Source organism: Chitinophagales bacterium, assembly GCA_013816805.1.
In the GTDB taxonomy this organism is placed as follows: Bacteria; Bacteroidota; Bacteroidia; order Chitinophagales; family UBA10324; genus MGR-bin340.
The window spans coordinates 86,822-105,664 of sequence record JACDDS010000008.1 but is presented as its reverse complement, the minus strand read 5'-3'; the positions used below and the strand labels follow the sequence as shown (position 1 = coordinate 105,664).

At 38.7% G+C, this 18,843-nt stretch carries 20 protein-coding genes; 11 read left to right on the top strand and 9 right to left on the bottom strand.

From position 1 onward, the window contains the following. Window positions 1–84: 84 nt before the first annotated feature. Both nusA and H0W62_08465 read right to left on the bottom strand, forming a co-directional pair. Window positions 85–1,329: a transcription termination/antitermination protein NusA gene (gene nusA, locus H0W62_08470; protein MBA3648570.1), complete on the bottom strand. Its 1,245-nt coding sequence runs from the start codon at window positions 1,327–1,329 to the stop codon at window positions 85–87. 11 nt (window positions 1,330–1,340) lie between these two features. Then, window positions 1,341–1,796, bottom strand: coding sequence for a ribosome assembly cofactor RimP (locus H0W62_08465; protein ID MBA3648569.1), 456 nt, complete (start codon window positions 1,794–1,796; stop codon window positions 1,341–1,343). Window positions 1,797–2,077: 281 nt separating this feature from the next. Here H0W62_08465 and H0W62_08460 point away from each other — a divergent pair, with 281 nt between their 5' ends. From H0W62_08460 to H0W62_08435, 6 genes are all read left to right on the top strand, one after another. After that, window positions 2,078–2,656, top strand: coding sequence for a TetR/AcrR family transcriptional regulator (locus tag H0W62_08460; protein ID MBA3648568.1), 579 nt, complete (start codon window positions 2,078–2,080; stop codon window positions 2,654–2,656). Window positions 2,657–2,682: 26 nt separating this feature from the next. Continuing rightward, complete coding sequence (gene paaA / locus H0W62_08455) at window positions 2,683–3,675, top strand: 1,2-phenylacetyl-CoA epoxidase subunit A (protein MBA3648567.1); 993 nt, start codon at window positions 2,683–2,685, stop codon at window positions 3,673–3,675. 29 nt (window positions 3,676–3,704) lie between these two features. Further along, entirely contained in the window at window positions 3,705–4,100 is a 396-nt protein-coding gene (gene paaB / locus H0W62_08450; GenBank protein MBA3648566.1) for a 1,2-phenylacetyl-CoA epoxidase subunit B, read from the top strand. Continuing rightward, on the top strand, window positions 4,087–4,839 hold the full coding sequence (paaC, locus tag H0W62_08445) for a phenylacetate-CoA oxygenase subunit PaaC (GenBank protein ID MBA3648565.1): 753 nt from the start codon (window positions 4,087–4,089) through the stop codon (window positions 4,837–4,839). Before paaB ends, paaC begins: the two co-directional genes overlap by 14 nt. 27 nt (window positions 4,840–4,866) lie before the next feature. Further along, complete coding sequence (gene paaJ / locus H0W62_08440; protein MBA3648564.1) at window positions 4,867–5,367, top strand: phenylacetate-CoA oxygenase subunit PaaJ; 501 nt, start codon at window positions 4,867–4,869, stop codon at window positions 5,365–5,367. A gap of 67 nt (window positions 5,368–5,434) precedes the next feature. Beyond that, window positions 5,435–6,013, top strand: a complete 579-nt coding sequence (locus H0W62_08435) for a nicotinate-nucleotide adenylyltransferase (protein ID MBA3648563.1) — start codon at window positions 5,435–5,437, stop codon at window positions 6,011–6,013. Between the two features lie 65 nt (window positions 6,014–6,078). On the opposite strand, the gene H0W62_08430 is transcribed toward H0W62_08435, so the two are convergent. The 3 genes from H0W62_08430 to H0W62_08420 form a co-directional block, all read right to left on the bottom strand. Continuing rightward, the gene (locus H0W62_08430; protein MBA3648562.1) at window positions 6,079–7,644 is read right to left on the bottom strand and encodes a T9SS type A sorting domain-containing protein; all 1,566 of its coding nucleotides are present in this window, start codon (window positions 7,642–7,644) and stop codon (window positions 6,079–6,081) included. Between the two features lie 52 nt (window positions 7,645–7,696). Beyond that, on the bottom strand, window positions 7,697–8,221 hold the full coding sequence (locus tag H0W62_08425) for a DinB family protein (GenBank protein ID MBA3648561.1): 525 nt from the start codon (window positions 8,219–8,221) through the stop codon (window positions 7,697–7,699). A gap of 98 nt (window positions 8,222–8,319) precedes the next feature. After that, window positions 8,320–9,672, bottom strand: coding sequence for a T9SS type A sorting domain-containing protein (locus H0W62_08420; GenBank protein MBA3648560.1), 1,353 nt, complete (start codon window positions 9,670–9,672; stop codon window positions 8,320–8,322). A 373-nt stretch (window positions 9,673–10,045) separates the two neighbouring features. Between H0W62_08420 and recR the strand changes: the two genes are divergently transcribed. Together recR and H0W62_08410 are read left to right on the top strand one after the other, a co-directional pair. Next, window positions 10,046–10,681, top strand: coding sequence for a recombination protein RecR (gene recR, locus H0W62_08415; protein ID MBA3648559.1), 636 nt, complete (start codon window positions 10,046–10,048; stop codon window positions 10,679–10,681). 88 nt (window positions 10,682–10,769) lie between these two features. Next, window positions 10,770–12,737, top strand: coding sequence for a glycosyltransferase (locus H0W62_08410; protein ID MBA3648558.1), 1,968 nt, complete (start codon window positions 10,770–10,772; stop codon window positions 12,735–12,737). Between the two features lie 45 nt (window positions 12,738–12,782). Here the strand turns inward: H0W62_08410 and H0W62_08405 are convergent, their stop codons facing one another. Continuing rightward, window positions 12,783–13,274, bottom strand: a complete 492-nt coding sequence (locus H0W62_08405; GenBank protein ID MBA3648557.1) for an asparaginase — start codon at window positions 13,272–13,274, stop codon at window positions 12,783–12,785. Window positions 13,275–13,369: 95 nt separating this feature from the next. After that, window positions 13,370–14,017: an alpha/beta hydrolase gene (locus H0W62_08400; protein MBA3648556.1), complete on the bottom strand. Its 648-nt coding sequence runs from the start codon at window positions 14,015–14,017 to the stop codon at window positions 13,370–13,372. A 136-nt stretch (window positions 14,018–14,153) separates the two neighbouring features. Between H0W62_08400 and H0W62_08395 the strand changes: the two genes are divergently transcribed. Continuing rightward, window positions 14,154–15,782: an Ig-like domain-containing protein gene (locus H0W62_08395; GenBank protein MBA3648555.1), complete on the top strand. Its 1,629-nt coding sequence runs from the start codon at window positions 14,154–14,156 to the stop codon at window positions 15,780–15,782. A gap of 16 nt (window positions 15,783–15,798) precedes the next feature. On the opposite strand, the gene H0W62_08390 is transcribed toward H0W62_08395, so the two are convergent. Further along, window positions 15,799–17,103 carry a hypothetical protein gene (locus H0W62_08390; GenBank protein ID MBA3648554.1) on the bottom strand — a complete coding sequence of 435 codons (1,305 nt, stop codon included), beginning with the start codon at window positions 17,101–17,103 and terminating at the stop codon, window positions 15,799–15,801. Window positions 17,104–17,133: 30 nt separating this feature from the next. Beyond that, window positions 17,134–17,496 (bottom strand): hypothetical protein, encoded by a 363-nt coding sequence (locus H0W62_08385; GenBank protein MBA3648553.1) that lies wholly within the window; start codon window positions 17,494–17,496, stop codon window positions 17,134–17,136. Between the two features lie 428 nt (window positions 17,497–17,924). Here H0W62_08385 and H0W62_08380 point away from each other — a divergent pair, with 428 nt between their 5' ends. Together H0W62_08380 and H0W62_08375 are read left to right on the top strand one after the other, a co-directional pair. Next, complete coding sequence (locus H0W62_08380) at window positions 17,925–18,305, top strand: RidA family protein (GenBank protein ID MBA3648552.1); 381 nt, start codon at window positions 17,925–17,927, stop codon at window positions 18,303–18,305. A 131-nt stretch (window positions 18,306–18,436) separates the two neighbouring features. After that, a complete protein-coding gene (locus tag H0W62_08375; GenBank protein MBA3648551.1) occupies window positions 18,437–18,817 on the top strand; it encodes a hypothetical protein in 381 nt (126 codons plus the stop codon). Window positions 18,818–18,843: the final 26 nt, after the last annotated feature.

Below are 18,843 nucleotides of genomic sequence, written 5' to 3'. Positions count from 1 at the left end.
ATCGGATTAAAAAACCACTTTGCGGGTTTAACTACTGTATAAAAGCTTTAAATATTAAAATCCATTACTCATTAAATTATCTAATTATTTTCCTTCATTAAACTCTGATCTCAGAATTCTTAGTACTTCATTTATCGTTTCTTCTTCAAGATCGGTACGGCGCACCAGCTCTTCCTTACTAAGCTCCAGCACACTCTTTGCCGTATCGCAGCCTATTCCTTTAAGCGTATCTATGATCCAGTCGTCTATTTCATCGGTAAATTCATCCAGATCAATATCGTATTCCTCATTTGCCACATCGCGGAAAACATCGATATTATATCCTGTAATCCTGCTGGCAAGCTTAATATTTAATCCTCCTTTACCGATAGCCAGTGAAACCTGATCGGGTTTTAAAAACACGGATACCTTTTTTTCTGCTTCATCAATTTCCATTGAAGAAATTTTAGAAGGCGTAAGAGCGCGGGTAATAAAAAGCTGGTTATTGTTTGTGTAATTGATAATATCTATATTCTCGTTCCGAAGTTCGCGGACAATACCATGTATCCTTGATCCCTTCATACCCACGCATGCACCTACCGGGTCAATACGATCATCATATGATTCTACAGCCACTTTCGCACGCTCGCCCGGCTCACGGGCCATACGCTTAATGGTGATAAGGCCATCAAAAATTTCAGGCACTTCCTGTTCGAGGAGCTTCGCCAGAAATGAATTATCGGCCCGTGAAAGAAGCACCACAGGGCTGTTGTTTCTCATATCAACAGATTTTACTACGGCCCTTACATTATCTCCTTTTTTAAAAAAATCAGAAGGTATTTGTTCATTTTTTGAAAGGATCAACTCGTTACCTTCATCATCGAGCAACAGTGTTTCTTTCTTCCATACCTGGTAGACTTCCCCTGTAACAATTTCTCCTATACGATCCTGGTATTTTTTAAAGAGCTCATCTTTTTCTAATTCTGAAACCCTTGATGCCAGGGTTTGCTTTGCAGTAAGAATGGCCCTTCTGCCAAATGATTCAAAGGTAATTTCCTCAATAGCCTCTTCCCCAACACTAAAGTCGGGTTCTATGCGCTGCGCTTCAGAGAGGGCCACTTGCGTATTCGCATCTTCCACCGCGCCATCCTCAACAATGGTACGGCGGCGCCAGATTTCCAAATCTCCCTTTTCTGTATTTACAATAATATCGAAATTATCATCGGAACCATATTTTCTCCTAAGCAAGGTGCGAAATACATCTTCAAGCACCTTCATCATGGTAGGACGATCAATATTTTTGAAGTCTTTAAATTCGGAAAAGGAATCTACTAATCCCTGGCTGTTCATGAGGTTAGTTTTTAAAAGGTGATCACTAAACTGGTTGATTTAATACTCAAAAAAGGAATTTCAATCTGCTGAGGTTTACTATTTTTTATCTTTGACAGGTTTGTTTCTTCCAGTATAATTTTTTCTTCATCGGCATGTATAAGTATGCCCAATTTTTTTTCGCCAGAAACAAGAATGACGTCTACCTTTCTGCCAATGCTCTTTTTATATTGTCGGATTACTTTTAAAGGCTGATCTAATCCAGGTGATGATACTTCAAGTGCGTATTCCTCAGAAAATGCGAATTCTTTGTTTAGCTCTTTTTCCAAAGTCCTGCTGACATAAGCGCAATCAGCAATTGTGATATTGGGATCCCGGTCAATAAATACCTGAACTTCCTGAGCATATAATTTCAAATCTACCAGGTAACCATCTTTTTCTTCAAGAAGTGCCTTTACTAATTCTTTAATCCGTAGTTCCAAATTCATTTTTAACACATGAAAATAAAAGAGGGGACTGTTTGTCCCCTCTTAAATCAATCGCAATCAAAGGTACGTAAAGGAATCCGGAGAAACAAAAACCGGATAAGAGATCCAATTCAATTCTTCTTGCAGTTAATTTAAATTATAGATTTTCAATAATCATTGAAGACATACTGCCTAAAGTTTTTTCAATTCTATTATTACCCATCTACACTATTTTTCTCCATTTAGAAATTTGAATTATTTTTGCTAACAAATGTTAGTTAGTAATGCCAAAAGACCGTACAATTAAAAGGAAAGACCAGATAACTCAAATTGCGCAAAACAAATTCAGGGAGAAAGGATATCGTGCAGTTTCTATGCGGGAGTTAGCAGACCATGTGGGGATAGAAGCTGCGAGCTTTTACAACCATTTCGATTCCAAGGAAAGCATTCTGAAAGAAATATGTTTCCGGATGGCCGATGAATTTTTTAATGGAATTGAAGAAGCTATTAATAAAGAAAAGTTCCAGGATAAGCAGCTTATCAGGGCAATTACTTCACACATAAAGGTTATTACCTCCAACACAGATGCATCAGCGGTTTTTTTTCATGATTGGCGTTATCTGAGTGAACCCTTCCTTTCGGAATTTAAAGAGATGAGACGCAAATATGAAGCAATCTTCCGGAAGATTATCAGGGAAGGCATGAATAAGAATATCTTCGATAAGCAGGATGAAACATTTACCGTTCTTACGATCTTTTCATCCTTGAACTGGGTCTATGAATGGTACGATCCTAATGGCAAATTTACTCCCACGCAAATTGCTGAAAATCTTTCCAAACTAATTTTAAACGGAATGAAAAATACCCTTCAAACCAGTTAACCAATCGTAAATTCAAACCTATAATTATGTACGGCGGCGGTTACATTTTTTCAGATCCTACACAAAAAGAAATAGATGATCACAATGATGATCCTTTATTACTTGAAGCGTTCGAAGCAAAAATAAATGAAGGCGAAAAGGTTGAGCCACAGGATTGGATGCCTTATGAGTACAGGCGCCAGTTAATCCGGTTAATTGAACAACATGCCAACAGTGAAATAATGGGCGCATTGCCAGAGGGAGCATGGATTACACGTGCACCGGGTTTTAAAAGAAAATTAGCCTTAATAGCCAAAGTACAGGACGAAGTAGGTCATGCTCAGCTATTATATAATGCAGCTGAAACTTTGGGTAAATCACGGGAAGAAATGATTACAGATTTGTTAAACAGCAAGTCAAAATACTCAAATGTTTTCAACTATCCTGCAAAGACATGGGCGGATGTAACGGTAATAGGATTTTTAATTGATGCAGCCGCTATCATTAATCAGGTGGCAAATTCAAAAGGCTCTTATGGTCCCTATTGCCGCGCTTTGGAAAGAATTTGTTATGAAGAATCTTTCCATATAAAGCAGGGTTACGATGCTTTTGTAGCATTGGCACTTGGATCCTTTTCACAACAGGAGATGTTGCAGGAAGCTTTAAATCGCTGGTGGCAGCCAATTATGCACTTTTTCGGACCTTCCGACACGCTCTCTGTTCACGGGGAAAAACTGATGAAATGGAAAGTGAAAATGGCAAGTAATGACCATATGCGGCAGCAATTTTTAGATTCATATGTCCCTAAAATATGGGAGGTAGGTTTAACATTGCCGGATCCTTTACTCAAGAAAAATCTGGAAACCGGGATATGGGAATATACGGAACCAGACTGGGAAGAATTTTATAAAGTAATAAACGGTGACGGGCCCTGTAATGCAGAACGCATAGCAACCAGAAAGTTTGCAGAAGAGCATGGCAGCTGGGTGCGCCAGGCTCTGATGAATCCACGTCAGCAATTCTCAATTCCTTTAGCATAATAAGGCAACATTGCTTAATTGTTAAACAGATGAAAACCAAAACTCCGATAATCGATCCCCGCATTAAACGGCTTGATATCGAGCGATCGCTTTCTTATAACCACGTAAATCAAATGGAAGAGTGGGGCACTTACGAAGTTTTTCATCAAAAAAAGCGGGGAGAACAACATGTACATGCCGGAGTAGTGCATGCGCCTGATCCTGAAATGGCGCTTGTGTTTGCAAAAGAACAGTTCGGACGGCGATTGAAATGTGCAAATATCTGGGTGGTTAGAACTTCTGATGTCTATTCCCTTGGCTATGAAAATGAGGATATGTTTGAAACTACTTCGGAAAAAATGTATCGGGAAGCGGGAGGCTATAAATTAAGGGATAAAATAAATCAGTTTAAAAAAGACCATAAGCTTCAGAATGCAGGCTCTTAGAAACTTACTTTTAAAAACTGCTGACGATGCGTTAATTCTTGGTCATCGGAATAGTGAATGGACGGGATTGGGCCCGATACTGGAGGAAGATATTGCTTTTTCTTCTATGGCGCAGGATAAGATCGGTCATGCGCTTGCCCTGTATACCATCTTACATGATCAGCTTGGCGAACCGGAACCCGACCACCTTGCCTTCAGGAGACCTGAAAAAGAATTTTATTGCTGCCATATGGTGGAATTGCCAATAGGGGAATATGATTTCACAACCATCCGGCATTTTCTCTTCGACCATGCTGAGCTGCTTCGATATGATTTATTCAGCAATTCTGCATACGGGCCCCTGTCCGCATTGGCCCGGAAAATTAAAGGTGAGTTGAAATACCATGTACTGCACGCTGACTCATGGGTAATGCGGCTAAGCCGGGGAACAGATGAAAGTTACAATAGATTGCAGTCCGCCTTAAACAATACTTATTCCTTAGCGCTTGGCATGTTTGAAATCCCGGATAATGAGCAGGAACTGATTAACGATAAAATTTTTTCTGGAGAAAATAAATTAAAGTCTTTGTGGGAAGAAAAAGTTGGTGATCTGGCAAAAAAAGCAGGATTAGAAATTCCTGTTGTAGAAAATAAAATGGCTGGCTTTGGAGGCAGAAAGGGACATCATACTGAATTCCTCCATGGTATTCTGGAAGAAATGACACAAGTTTTTAAGCTGGAGGAAAAGGTGGAGTGGTAGTTGAAATGATTATATAAATTGTATCAGATGAATGATTTAATTGAAAAAGCTGCAGATATTAAAGAAGTCTGGAATGCACTGGCATCTGTAATGGATCCCGAAATTCCGGTTTTATCGGTTGTTGACCTTGGAATTATCAGCAAGATTGAAATAGAAAACCATTCGATCACCATAAAAATAACTCCTACGTTTGTTGCTTGCCCGGCAATAAAAATGATGCAACAGCAAATAAAAGAGACCGCTCATCAGGTAGGTTTTGAATCTGTAAATGTGATAGTCGATAATACAGTTTCCTGGAATTCAGACCGGATAACGGAGGAAGGAAAGGAGAAATTAGTACAATTCGGATTGGGAACTCCGCTTCTTCATAAGGGTGAGTTTTCTCTCGATGAAATTAACAAGTCGGTTTGCCCTTTTTGTGGAAGCAATGATACCACCATGAATTCTCTGTTTGGTTCTACATTATGCAGAAGCATGCATTTTTGTTTTGAGTGCAAGCAGTCTTTTGAGCGGTTTAAGCCTCTTTAGTACAAGTACAAACTATTCGGGTAATCGTGGATAGTTAATGAACCATTATTTTTGTCAGTTAATTTTACTGATGACGGGTCTTTTTTTCGGTTCCTTCAATCCAATACATACAGGGCATCTCATTATTGCAAATTACCTGCTTGAATATGCAGATCTTGAGGAGGTATGGTTTATTGTATCACCGCAAAATCCTTTAAAGCAGAGGAGTCAACTGGCAGATCCGGAGGCGCGGTTTAAAATGGCGCAGTTAGCTATAGAAGGAAATAAAAAATTTAAAGTCAGCAGGGTGGAATTCAATCTTCCCTTGCCTTCCTATACAATTAATACCCTTCAATACTTAAGAAAAAAATATCCCGTGAAAAATTTTTCTATAATCATGGGATCAGATAGCCTTCAATCTATTCGCAAATGGAAAGATTACCAGGAGATCCTGGAGAATTTTACATTGTTTATTTATAAGCGTTCTGCAATACCGGAAAAGAAATGGAGCGGTTATAAAAATATCAAATGGTTTGATGTTCCGCTTGTAAAGATTTCTTCCACCGCAATCAGGGAAATGATCACTTCTAAAAGGTCTGTTCGCTATTTGGTGCCGGATAAGGTGCTATCATACATTAATCAGCATCGGATGTATACAAAAACATAATTTTCAGCAATTTTTTCGGTAGGTTAAATCAAAAGGTTATCAATGGTGTGCTTTGGCGGAACGGCTTAATGGTAAAGAAAAATTAGCTTCTTGGTCGTTGCTTCGTTTCCTTTATATAAGGTATAATAATATTCATTTCCAGGAAGATGGTATTCTGCAGAGTTTAAAGAAAAATTATGAGTACCTGCTGAAAGATATTTCTCTGAAAAGAGACTAGCAACCTTCTTCCCAAATAAATCATAAAGCACCAGTGAATAGTTACCCGACTGTTTTATTTTCATCTTAATATTGGTAGCTGATGAAAACGGATTTGGATAATTTTGAAACAGCATGAATTGCCCGGTGCTTAATGAGGGCGCGGATCCTGCGAGCGTTGAAAAATCAATTTCAGCGGTCATTACAGAACTTATCGCATTATCCTGCCTCGTCCAAATGGGTGCAATCTTTCCATCATAAGCACTGAGGTTATTATAGTCGCCAAGAAAGACAGAATTGTCCGGGTAAAAAGGCAAGTCACTTATTTTATCGTTTACAAAAGTATTTCCTCCATCCGTGGAATAGGCCAGGTATACATCGGTGGACCAATCGCCGTAGTTACGCCGGTCATAAAAAATGATGTACACGTAACCTGTTTTCCGATCCACATCCAACCAGCTTAAAAACTGGTGGCGGTCGCTTACATCATCGTTTACCTTTTTTGGTGCAGACCACGTGTTTCCTCCGTCTGTGGAAGCAGCAAGCCACACATCCGTATTGTCTTCTCCATTTCTTTGATCGCTCCAGTTTACGTAAATGGTTCCGTGATTGGGGGAAGCGCTTAAATCACATCTTGTAACCGGCATGCCATTACAACGATAGTAACCCGGAATAGAATAGTCCCATCCGCCAGGCTGGGCGGCCACTACTATATTTTCGCTTAGCCAGGTGGCGCCGTCATCGGTTGAGCGGTTGAAGAGGAGCGAATCACTCTTAGACCACACCACGAAAATTTCTCCGTTACTGCCTATGCAGGGAACTGCACCTTCCGCGGTATTGTCACTATCGAGGCAATCACCTGCTTTCCGATTTATCCGGAGCGGCACTGACCAGGTAATACCTTCATCCTGTGTTTTAGAGAAAAGTATATTGGAGCTGTCGGTAGGATCTGCGCTGCCGTATTTATCGAATTGAGTCCAGGTTACATAAATCTCATTTGTTTTCGGATTCACACAAGACCACGCTTTATCCTGTGCTTTTGTTCCGTTCAACCCTGTAAAGGATTTGTTTGACCAGATGTTTCCGCCGTCCTCTGACCGCTCACAAATAATGCGGTCTATCCAATTGCCGTTTGCAAGAGGATTAGAAAGGTGGAAAAAATAAAACCGGCCTGCTGTATCCGTTATGATGCATGGATCACCCCATACGCCCCAATCGGAATATAGTTCTTGCTTCACCCAGGTTCTGCCAGCGTCAAATGAATTATAGGCAAAATTGATATTCGCACCCGCTACACGGTTATCCGTATTTTTTGGATTTATGAAGATGCTCGGTTCTTCCGGATTTCCTGAGTCATCAATTTTAATATTGGGAAATTGTGAGAAAACAGCGGACCAGGATATCTGGAACAATAAAATAAAGCATATTTTTTTCATACCGGAAAATTTACAAAAGCCTTACTATTTCTTTACTAAGTTAACAACCGTACTACAAATACCTTTCTTTAATTACATCAGCATGGTGCATCATATGCCCTGGAATCATCCAGGCGATAGCACGAACAGTTGAAGAATTTTTGTTTGCAATACCTGAATTCATAAATGTTTCTTCCTTAAGACTGGAAAAAAAATCGATGGTTGACTGCCGGACATGCTGTAATTCATTAAGCAGATCAGCAGGCTCTCTTTCGGAAGCATTACTATTTTCAGCATAATCATTTTCTTCAAAGCCCGGCAATGGCTGCTGTTCCCTGCGTGCAAAGCACAGCGCCCGGAATGCCATGATTCTTTCCGCATCAATTAAATGACCAACAATTTCTTTAATGCTCCACTTTCCCGGCCCATACCGAAAATTCCATTTTTCTTCGGAGAGAGACCGGAGCAGCTCCTGCAATACTTTCACGCTTTCACGGTGTGCTTCAAAGAGATCGTTCCAATTGGCTTTTGCAATGTAATTTCCAACATATTCAGGGTGCTCATGCGGTTGTGGCTTATTGATTTGTATAGAATGCATTTAGAATGTCTTTCATTTATGTTAGCCAAAAGTAGCGATCCTGGAAAATAGAAACGCAGCAGTTTCGACCTGCTGCGTTTTTCAGAGGATGAAAAATATTATTGGATTATCAATTTTTGAATGGAACGGTTTCCATTATTTTCTACATTCATAAAGTAAAGTCCCTTACTCAGATTGCTCAGGTTGATGGTACGCTGCCATAATTGTGATTTGTCTCTGTAAGTAGTTTTTAAAACCACCTTTCCTAAGGCATCAGTTATTTCCAGGTTGACAGGCTTATAGTTATCTGCATCAAAAGAAACATAAAATAATCCATTGCCCGGGTTTGGGTATGCTGTTAGTTTAAAGGCATCCGTATTAATATTATTGATCCCTGTAGCTACGAAGCTGCCGGCATATTTATAAATACCTCCTGAACTATCGCTTTGACTAATTCCTCCTGTATAACCTGTTACATTATCATAAAAAGAAACGGAATTGTATAAGATACCCTGATCAATAGTTATCCAGGTTAACCCTCCATCCATACTGTAGCTACTACCCGAAATTCCGGTATTAATATCAAAACCACACGATACTAAAGTAGATGTGGTTTTAGGAACATAAGCCATTCCCCCAAAGTAATTATAGATACCTGTATAATTTACCAGGTTCCAGGTAGTACCCCCATCATCGGTAGAAAGGAAACCAATAGTTGGTTGTATACCTCCTATATATACTTCAGTCCACCCATGCTTGTCGTCGGAGAAAACAACGTAATCCACCTGAAAACTGGGATACCCGGTATCCAGTATTGTCCAGGTATATCCACGATCTGCAGAATGAAGAATCCGGCCATTATTAGTTGTACACCATACGTTATTACCCAATACATAGATACCGCGGGTCAATCCATATTCGCCTCCAACGGCATCAGGAATATTTGCATCCGGCACTTTATTCCATGTGGCTCCACCGTCCGTGGAAGTATAAATTTCAAATACATTAGCAATAGGGTCTCCTAAAGCGAACCCGGAATCTGAACTCCAAAAATGAACCACATCAGGAAAGGAAGCGGAATTAGTGAAAATAATTCCCTGCCCCTGCTGCGCCCATGTAGCGCCACCATCCGTTGTTTTCCAGATACCTCCGCCGCCGCTGCTGTTATATAACATAGCCCATGCAGTGTTCGCATCAACAGCAGACAGACAAGACCAATTGTAAGAGGAGGATGCAGGCACTTGTCCTGTAACCCATGTTCGACCTGAGTCAATGGTTCGTGTATAACTCTGAACAGGTGTGGTGTTACTCGTAGTATCTTCTCCAGTGGCCCATGCATTGCTTCTGCTGGTGGTAACAATTTGATCGACAATTAATGTGTTCCTTAACCCGGAAGCTTGGGGAATCCACTGTGCTTTGCTGCTTAAAAAACCAAGCAGTAATAAAAAAGAAAAGAGTATTGTTTTTTTCATGGTTGTGAGTTTAGAATTAAAATCTAAAAAATTATTATTATAGAGTGGAAAGGTATTAAAATCAAAATAACGTTATGATTTTTATTGGTCAAAATAAATAAAGTATGTTATAAATAGAAACGCAGCAGACTTTGCGCAAGAAAACCAGAAGGCTGGGGTATCCACTGTGCCTTGCTGCTTAAAAAACCAAGCAGTAATAAAAAAGAAATTAGTAATAATTTTTTCATGTTTATGGGGTTAAGTTTTAGAAATAGGGAGTTAAGTTACAAAAATGAAGAAGATAAAAATATTGAAGAAAAAATATTCTAAAGTCAGTTATGATGGCAGACGTTTCCGCTTAAGAAATTGTGGCATTTTAAATTAATTTTGATCAATGAATTTTCCTTCTAGACTCATTGAAAATGCTGTTACAGAATTTGAAAAGCTGCCAGGCATAGGAAAGAAAACAGCTTTAAGGCTGGTGTTATTTTTACTCAGGCAGGATATTGAAAAAGCAGAACAGTTTGGGGAAGCAATTATCAGGATGCGTAAAGAAATTAAATTCTGCCTGATCTGCGGCAATATTTCCGACACAGAAATTTGCAGTATCTGTATTAATCCTAAGCGTAACCATTCCCTGATTTGCGTAGTGGAAAATATACGCGATGTATTAGCAATTGAAGCCACAAATCAATACAATGGCTTGTACCATGTGCTGGGTGGTGTTATCAGCCCTATGGAAGGAATTGGTCCTGAAGAATTAAACATAAAATCTTTGATGGATCGCTGTAATAAAGAAGAAACAAAAGAAGTAATAATGGCATTAAATCCCACTATTGAAGGCGATACCACTATTTTTTATATCTCGAAAAAACTTCAGGGAACGCCACTCAAAATTACCAGCATTGCACGCGGCATTGCTTTCGGAGGGGAGCTTGAATATGTAGATGATATTACGCTTGCCCGGTCTATAGCGACACGAATGCCTTATGAAAGTTACCTTGTCCGGAACGCCGATAGAGAACAATAGAGGAATAATAGATACCGCTAATAATGTTATAAAAAGTAAAACGTTAATTCCGGATACCGGGCCAAAGACTAATTGATTGCCAGCATTAATCCGTCTTTCTGTTATTATAGTAAACTATAATGTCAAGTTCTTCCTTGAGCAGGCTTTGCTATCTGTTAAAAAAGCGGCGAAAGATATTTCGTCTGAAATTTTAGTGGTAGATAACAGTTCTGTAGATGGATCGGTTGAAATGGTGCGTAAAAAATTTCCCGAAGTCTTTTTAATTGAGAATAAAGAAAATGCCGGCTTTGCCAAAGCCAATAACCAGGCCATTGAAAGGTCAAAAGGTGAATTTATCTTATTGCTGAACCCTGATACGGTGGTGGAAGAAGACACGTTCTTAAAGTGCCTCCATTTTATGGATGAGCACTCCGCCACGGGCGCGCTTGGTGTGAAGATGCTCGATGGAAAAGGAAATTTTTTACGTGAATCCAAACGATCTTTTCCTACACCCGAGGTCGCATTTTATAAAGCTTTTGGACTATCGGTGCTGTTTCCACGATCAAAACTATTTGCCCGTTATCATCTGGGTCATCTGCCGGAAAATAAAACCAGCGAGGTGGAAGTGCTTTCAGGAGCTTTCATGTTCATTCGCAAAGCTGCGCTTAATAAGGCAGGCCTGCTGGATGAAGATTTTTTTATGTATGGAGAAGATATTGACTTATCCTATCGTATAGTAAAAGCGGGCTACAAAAATTTTTATGTTGCAGATACCCGAATCATTCATTATAAAGGAGAAAGTACCCGGAAAGGTACTATGAATTATGTAAGGTTATTTTACCAGGCGATGATCATATTCGCACAAAAACACTTTTCTAGGCAGAAAGCTGGCGTATATATTTTCCTGCTGAAAGTTGCAATTTATCTCCGGGCGGTCATCTCGCTGATGTCTGGGTTGCTTAAGCAGCTGCTATTGCCTGCAATGGATATTGCTGTGATTTATTCAGGAATGATATTTTTAAAAGATTACTGGCAAAACAACATTAAGGCATCAGAGGGTGTAAAATATCCGCAGGAGTATATTTTCCTGGTAGTGCCGGCGTACATCGCTGTATGGTTAACATCCGTATACTTTAGTGGTGGCTACGAAAAAAATGCGAAGCCTGCCCGCATTATCCGGGGGTTATTTTTTGGTACTGTAATAATTGCCGCCATCTACGCCTTCCTGCCTGAAACATTGCGTTTTTCCCGTGCAATGATTTTACTTGGTTTCGTACTTGCTGTGTTCTCCATGATTCTTATCCGGCTGTTCCTTCATTTTTTTATATATCGCAATTTCCGGCTAGGTGAGGTAAGGGAGAAAAAAATGATAATTGTTGGAAGTGAAAAGGAATCACACCGTGTAATAACACTCCTGAACCAGGCAAAAGTAAAAAATGACCTTATTGGTTATGTATCTGACGGATCTGTTACAGACTATTCCGATAATTACCTGGGAACCATTTACCAATTACAGGAAATAGTAACGATCTATAAGATCGATGAAATCATCTTCTGCTCACGCGATGTTTCTTCCCGTCAAATTATAGAATGGATGACCTTGCTGGGTTCTGAAAAGGAATATAAAATTGTTCCTGAAGATTCCATGAGCATTATAGGGAGTAATTCAAAAGATGATCCGGGCGAGCTTTACACGATAGATGTTAAGCTTGCCATTTCTTCCTCTTTTAATAAAAGGAGCAAACGGCTGTTCGATATTGCCGGTACTTTTTTTTTACTGCTTACATTACCTGTTAGCATTTTTATAATAAAAAACACTTTTGGTCTTTTACTAAATATGCTATTGGTTCTTTCAGGAAGAAGGAGCTGGGTAGGATATGCGGATAACGAAATGCAGCATGAAAAACTGCCGCGAATAAAAAAGGGAATTATAACTCCAATAGATGAATTGAAGACTGCTGCTTTGAATGGTGCTTCTCTATCAAGAATTAATCTTCTGTATGCAAAAGATTACTCCCTTTGGAATGATGCCGAACTGTTTATTAAGTGTTATAAAAAGCTTGGAAGAGAGCTTTAATACTTAAAATGTGGTTGAGATAAGCGATAAACAACTAAATTAATTTTATAAATTCAGTTCTTCAAACATGCCTGTTGTTTTGTTCTTATGGACATTATTCCAGTCAAAGTTTCTTCCATTCATTGCAACATATACACCCGACTTAAGGGTTTGAACAAAAGCAATAGCGCTTCCTAAATTAAAAAACCCGTCAGAGCTTCCAAATTTATAAGGAATCATAGCACCTGTAAGCACAATGGTTTTGGGAATATTTGCCTCACCTAAAATTTTTGCGGTTACCTCCATCGTATCTGTGCCATGTGTGATTACAATATTGGTTTCTTCACATTTTTGACAATAGCGAACAATAATTTCACGGTCGGAATCAGTCATTTCAAGGCTATCAATCATCATCACGGTAATTATTTCCACATCCACCGAGCACCGCCCCAGGCGTATCATTTCATTAAGGTGTGTTTCCTTAAAATAAAGATTGCCATGAATCTCATCATACTCCTTATCAAAAGTGCCTCCGGTAACCAGAATGCGTATAGTCATATTTTTTATTAAAACAATTCAGACTTCAAAATACAATTCTACTGATTGATTGCTTTATAAGATATATAAAATTAAATCTGCATTATTAAGCAAATTCATGTCTGCAGTAAAATTTTATTTACAATTTCCATGATTTCAGCCGGCTTTTGTACAATCATAAAATGTTGCCCTCCCTCGATTAAATGATCCGGTTTTACGAAGCGTACAGGAAAAATATGGTCCTTATTTCCGTGAATCAAAACAGTATTTGGAATAGTATCCTGCTGCTCCCAGTTTAACACAGCTTTAACTCCCCACTTCAAAAAATTGGCAGTGCTTGAACGCAGCATCTGCTGATACAGCAATCGATCCTCTTTTGTCTTAGTTCCGAAAAGCGGACTTAATATAGCACATAGCCATTTAAAAAGAGAATCGGGTATAACACGGTAGAATGGAAATATTTTTGCAATCAGGTAATACCAGGGTTTTCCGTTCGATGATTTAATGCTGGAGATGAGAATGATTTTTTTTACATCAATTAATTTAGAAAGTTCCTGGGCTATAATTCCGCCAAGGGAAACTCCTATGAGCACTATTTCTTTATTACCGGAAATTTCATGAACTATTCTTTTGCAATATGCTGTAAGACTTTCGTTCTTTAAGGGTTCTGTGAATTCCAGCACTGTATAGTTGCAATTTTTAAACTGAAGGTTTTTAAACAGCCGCCTGTCCCCACCCAAGCCCGGAATTAATACCACCTCCATATAAATCATTATTTTTTGCGACAGTGCGAAGATAATTGCTCTATTGTGTATAAGGCAAATTAGCCAGCAGACATAAATTTAAGGGGCTGATTTCTTTACCTGCAACTTCAGGCGGCTATACCTATTTTTGCCCTTAATGTTAAAGCCCTTTGCATTTTTGCTATGTTCTGTAGCCATTATTTTTATTACGTCCTGCGCCAACCAGGTATCACCCACAGGAGGTGAAAAAGATGAGAGGCCGCCGCACGTTGTAAAATCTAACCCACGAAATCTAACCGTTAATTTTTCATCAGACAGGATCAACCTCACGTTCGACGAATACACTCAATTAGCGGACCCGGCTGCACAAATATTTTTTTCTCCTGCACTGGACGGCAAACCACAGTATCGCTTACATGGAAAAACATTTTCGATAACGCACTTAGGTATTCTCAACCCAAACACCACCTATTCCGTTTCCTTCGGTAATGCAATAAAAGACCTTACTGAAGGAAATATAATGCTCAATTACCAATATGTTTTTTCTACAGGGTCATATATAGACTCATTCAAAATCAAGGGCAACGTAAAGGATGTAAACGGCAAATCGAGCGAAAATTTACTTGTAATGCTGTACAGCGATCTCAGCGATTCTGCCGTAGCAAAGCATCGGCCCAACTATAATGCCCGTACCGATAAGGATGGAAATTTTGCCGTTGATCATGTAAAAACAGGAATTTACAAACTGGTTGCGCTTAATGATCTCAATTTTAATCTGCTTTATGATGGAGCAGGCGAAGCCATTGCTTTTTTTGATTCTTCAATTACAATCAGTGATACAACCGGTTTTTATAAGCTGACGATGTTTAAGCCTTACGGTGAAAAACAAAAAGTGATAAGCGCGGAATCTCATCAGCCAGGTAGAATACTATTCTCCTTTTTTCAGCCAACACAGGATATCCACGTAAGTAATATGTCAGATAAAAATGCAACAGGTTTTCTGGAATATAGCTTCGCAAGGGATACCGTTACTTACTGGTTAAACGACTTAATATCCGACAGCATCATGCTCGCAGTAAGTGATAAAAATTTCTCCGATACGGTAATGGTAAGAATGAAAAAGGCAAATACAAGCCTTCACGTTTCATTGCCTTTATTCTCAGTAAAAACAATCATAAACAACTTTCAACAGGTAGCCAGTCAACCCATCGTAATTCAGTTTTCTTCACCAATAGCGGCAATAAATGAAAATAAGAAAATTGAATTATTAAAAGATTCCTTAAAACAGACTGTAAACCGGCTTGAGATGGTAACCGATACTATTTCCAACAAAAGGTTTATAGCAATGCATGCCATAATGGAAGAGAAAAAAAAGTATACCTTAATTATTCCCGATTCTTTGTTCAGCGATGTGTACGGCCGTTTTAATGACAGTTCGCTTGTAAGCTTTTCTACTTTGGAAAAGTCGGAGCTGGGAAACCTGAATTTGAAAATAGCTGTAGCCGATTCTTCTAATTTATATTTTTATGAGTTTAGGAATAAAGCAGGGGATCTGTTAGGAAAGCATACATTAAAAACAGGAACAAATAACCTTGTCTTTACTTCTATGGCACCTGGCAATTATTATTTACGGGTTATTCAGGATGCCAACAGGAATAACCATTGGGATACCGGCGACTACTGGAAGCATTTGCAGCCCGAAGAAATAATAAATTACAACGGTGATATTTCGCTTCGTGCCAATTGGGATATAGATATACAAATGAATATTTCAGGGTTAAAATAATATCTGTCTTTTCTATTCAATTCTTCATATAGCGAAGTACTTCTTCAAAATTTTCTGACCATCCTTTCCAGGGTCCATCCTTACCGATAAGATCATTATGTGCAAGAAAAATGAAATAGCCGTTCACTTTCTTTACCTCTTCAATAATTTGCTTTGTTTGCTGCAGGGCTTGCTCCGGCGAAAGTCTGAGATAGTAATGCAGCGTTGCATCCATCACAGCAAAAGGATAAACGACAAGGGCGGTACTGGTTTCATGCGCTAAATCATAAAAATTAAAAGGTGAAGCAATCCCTGCGCGAAAACCAACCTGTGAAGGATATCCCATGGTGTAGTCTTCACGGATTCCATAATGGAGCAGGCGGCGATATGTTTCTGGCATGCTTAGCTTCAAAAAATGCTGCCTGTTGCGGAGAATTTTTTTTTCGGAAATCATTTCAAGACGGTGCATTTCCTCAGCCATCAGTTTTTCATTTTCATTGGAAGCATAGCTGAAATGAATTCCTATTTGATATTTTTCAGAAATGGTACGTATCAGAGTCCGAAAGCGTTTATTTTTCCAGGATAAATTGATATCGTATGGATTGCGATTACCAAGAAGAAAAAAATAAATCGGTTGTAATGAAAATTGAATTGAAAGGTTATCCTGGTAATCAAATGTATCAAATGCATCCTTTTTTTTACCTGTGAGAACCTGCGCCCGATAAGTAATATGATGAATATCGAATCGCATTAATGACCTTATAATTCCGGCTGCATTTCGAACGAATCCTTTTTGCTGAAATTCAAATGCCATATCAATATCATAAGTAAGCAGGCACTGGTATTCTTTCTCAGGAAAATTAAAATCAGGATAATGGCTTTGAATAAGTGCATGTAAAATTTCAGCATAATAATTTACTACCGGCACACTCAGGGAATTTACTCTGTACAAAATGCTTGCTTCTGCCGGAAAACGGTTATGCTTGTCGGCGTTGAACGGAAGGTATTCTTCATACCGGGATACCAGGAAAAAGGCGGCGCAAAAAGGATCAAACGAAAGATCGGAGGAATGACCATGACTAAAAAGAGTTTTGATTTCATTATAAGTTCCTACCGTTATGTTTTGAGTTTTAATATCTGTTTCAAAAAGTAATTTTTCACAGTAAATAAAAATTTCATCACCAACACGGCATAGACTATAATTTATTTTCATTCCCTTGTAGCTATTAAAATAATTCCTATCGCTGGTAATCCCGTAGTGAACCCCAAGGAGTTGCACGAAAATGAGATCAAAGATGTAGCGGAGGCGTGAAGAATTATGGATAGAATAAACAAGAATCATTTCCCGGAAAATAAAGGTTGGAATCCAAAATCAATAAAATGATTCTTTTCGGAAATATCTGGTCTTTAACAAGGGGCAGATCTTATACCGCTCATCATGGGTATCGTTCCAAATGGCCTCAAGAGTCTCGTAAACCTGCTTTATACCAATCCGGTCACACCATTCAAATGGGCCAAAAGGATAATTGGTGCCAAGCTTCATCGCTTTATCGATATCTTCCTTGGAAGCAGTTCCTTCCTGAAGGGTAAAGCAAGCCTCATTGATAATCATCATGATTACCCGGGGAGTTACCATACCAACCCGGTCTTCTACCCGCAGATAGCTCCATTTTAATTTCTCAGCTAATAAGGATAACACTTTTTCATCATCAGGATTTAAAAAAGAAACTTCCATTTTTGTTCGGTTCAAAAAGGTAGGAATGCTGTTTATACCGATTAAAGTAAATGGTATCTGGCTGCCATAATAATAACTTAATTGTGACAGGGAAATTTTAACTGCACTTGCAATCAGTATTTTTTTGTAATAGGAAAAATAGGTTTTTAACCGTTTAAGGTTCTCATCCGCATTTAAATCAAAAACGACATCATAATAATTCCAGTCAACATCAGTAAGCTTATTTTCATCGGGTGTATGCACAACTGCCTGACCATTGATTTTTTGCTTTAATTCCTCAAGCCTGTTCACTTCACCAATGGCTAGAATGTTCACGGACTATAAATTACTTTATTCAAATGTAACGGTTGCAGCCATTTTATCTTAACCGGCGGCTTATTTCTGGTTTAATAAAGAAACAAGTTATATTACCATTTCAACAATTAACGATGAAAAAACAGCTCATAAACACACCAGATGCTCCCCAGCCTATTGGTCCATATAGCCAGGCAATTATAACAGGTGATTTGATTTTTATTTCAGGGCAGATCGCCATTGATCCCACTGGTGAAAAAGAAATAATGACCGGAATTAAGGAGGAGGCAAAACAGGTTATGGAAAATTTAAAATCAATACTTTCTTCTGCGGGAGTTGATTTCAGCCATGTGGTAAAAACAACAATCTATCTTACCGATATGAACCATTTTGCTATAGTAAACGAAATTTACGGATCTTATTTTACCAGCGATTTTCCAGCCCGTGAAACCGTTGAGGTAGCGCGGTTACCTAAAGATTATAATGTAGAAATTTCAATGATAGCTCAGCTTTAAAATAATCAGTCAAAGTCTAAGATTTGTCACACAATTGAAAAACTAACCAAAATGGCAAGAATAGAAACGTAAAAGATGTTAATATTTTGACGGTTGGCATATACTTTGAAAATTAATAGAAAAAAGACAATATGAAAAAATTGGTAAATCTGTTTATAACCTTGTGCCTTATTTTTATTGCAACCGGTTTATTTGCCCAAACCTCAGGTAGCAGTAATTCCCAAATCAGCACTAATAATATTCCGCTTTCCACAATACCTTCCTGGACTGTATCACCAGTGGTTGATAATACCTGGGAAAGTGGTTCGGCAAATACTCAGTCAATTCAAAAATTTGAAGAGAGCCATCCGCGTTTTGAAAATTTAGCAGACAAGCATCCGCAATTTGCAGGTTATATGTATGATAATAAGGATAAAATAATGGATAAAGGTGTAAGTGGAAAGGATATCTGGCAACACCGTGACCAGGTGAAAGCCAGAGCTCAGAAAAAAGTTCACAGCCACGGGAAATAAGTGTAAGTAAAAGTGAGGTTAGAAAA

Coding starts and splice junctions, on each gene's coding strand:
- nusA (MBA3648570.1), bottom strand. CDS start 1,329: ATGAACAGCCAGGGATTAGTAGATTCCTTTTCCGAATTTAAAGACTTC.
- H0W62_08465 (MBA3648569.1), bottom strand. CDS start 1,796: ATGAATTTGGAACTACGGATTAAAGAATTAGTAAAGGCACTTCTTGAA.
- paaA (MBA3648567.1), top strand. CDS start 2,683: ATGTACGGCGGCGGTTACATTTTTTCAGATCCTACACAAAAAGAAATA.
- paaB (MBA3648566.1), top strand. CDS start 3,705: ATGAAAACCAAAACTCCGATAATCGATCCCCGCATTAAACGGCTTGAT.
- paaC (MBA3648565.1), top strand. CDS start 4,087: ATGCAGGCTCTTAGAAACTTACTTTTAAAAACTGCTGACGATGCGTTA.
- paaJ (MBA3648564.1), top strand. CDS start 4,867: ATGAATGATTTAATTGAAAAAGCTGCAGATATTAAAGAAGTCTGGAAT.
- H0W62_08430 (MBA3648562.1), bottom strand. CDS start 7,644: ATGAAAAAAATATGCTTTATTTTATTGTTCCAGATATCCTGGTCCGCT.
- H0W62_08425 (MBA3648561.1), bottom strand. CDS start 8,221: ATGCATTCTATACAAATCAATAAGCCACAACCGCATGAGCACCCTGAA.
- H0W62_08420 (MBA3648560.1), bottom strand. CDS start 9,672: ATGAAAAAAACAATACTCTTTTCTTTTTTATTACTGCTTGGTTTTTTA.
- recR (MBA3648559.1), top strand. CDS start 10,046: ATGAATTTTCCTTCTAGACTCATTGAAAATGCTGTTACAGAATTTGAA.
- H0W62_08405 (MBA3648557.1), bottom strand. CDS start 13,274: ATGACTATACGCATTCTGGTTACCGGAGGCACTTTTGATAAGGAGTAT.
- H0W62_08400 (MBA3648556.1), bottom strand. CDS start 14,017: ATGGAGGTGGTATTAATTCCGGGCTTGGGTGGGGACAGGCGGCTGTTT.
- H0W62_08395 (MBA3648555.1), top strand. CDS start 14,154: ATGTTAAAGCCCTTTGCATTTTTGCTATGTTCTGTAGCCATTATTTTT.
- H0W62_08390 (MBA3648554.1), bottom strand. CDS start 17,103: ATGATTCTTGTTTATTCTATCCATAATTCTTCACGCCTCCGCTACATC.
- H0W62_08385 (MBA3648553.1), bottom strand. CDS start 17,496: ATGGAAGTTTCTTTTTTAAATCCTGATGATGAAAAAGTGTTATCCTTA.
- H0W62_08380 (MBA3648552.1), top strand. CDS start 17,925: ATGAAAAAACAGCTCATAAACACACCAGATGCTCCCCAGCCTATTGGT.
- H0W62_08375 (MBA3648551.1), top strand. CDS start 18,437: ATGAAAAAATTGGTAAATCTGTTTATAACCTTGTGCCTTATTTTTATT.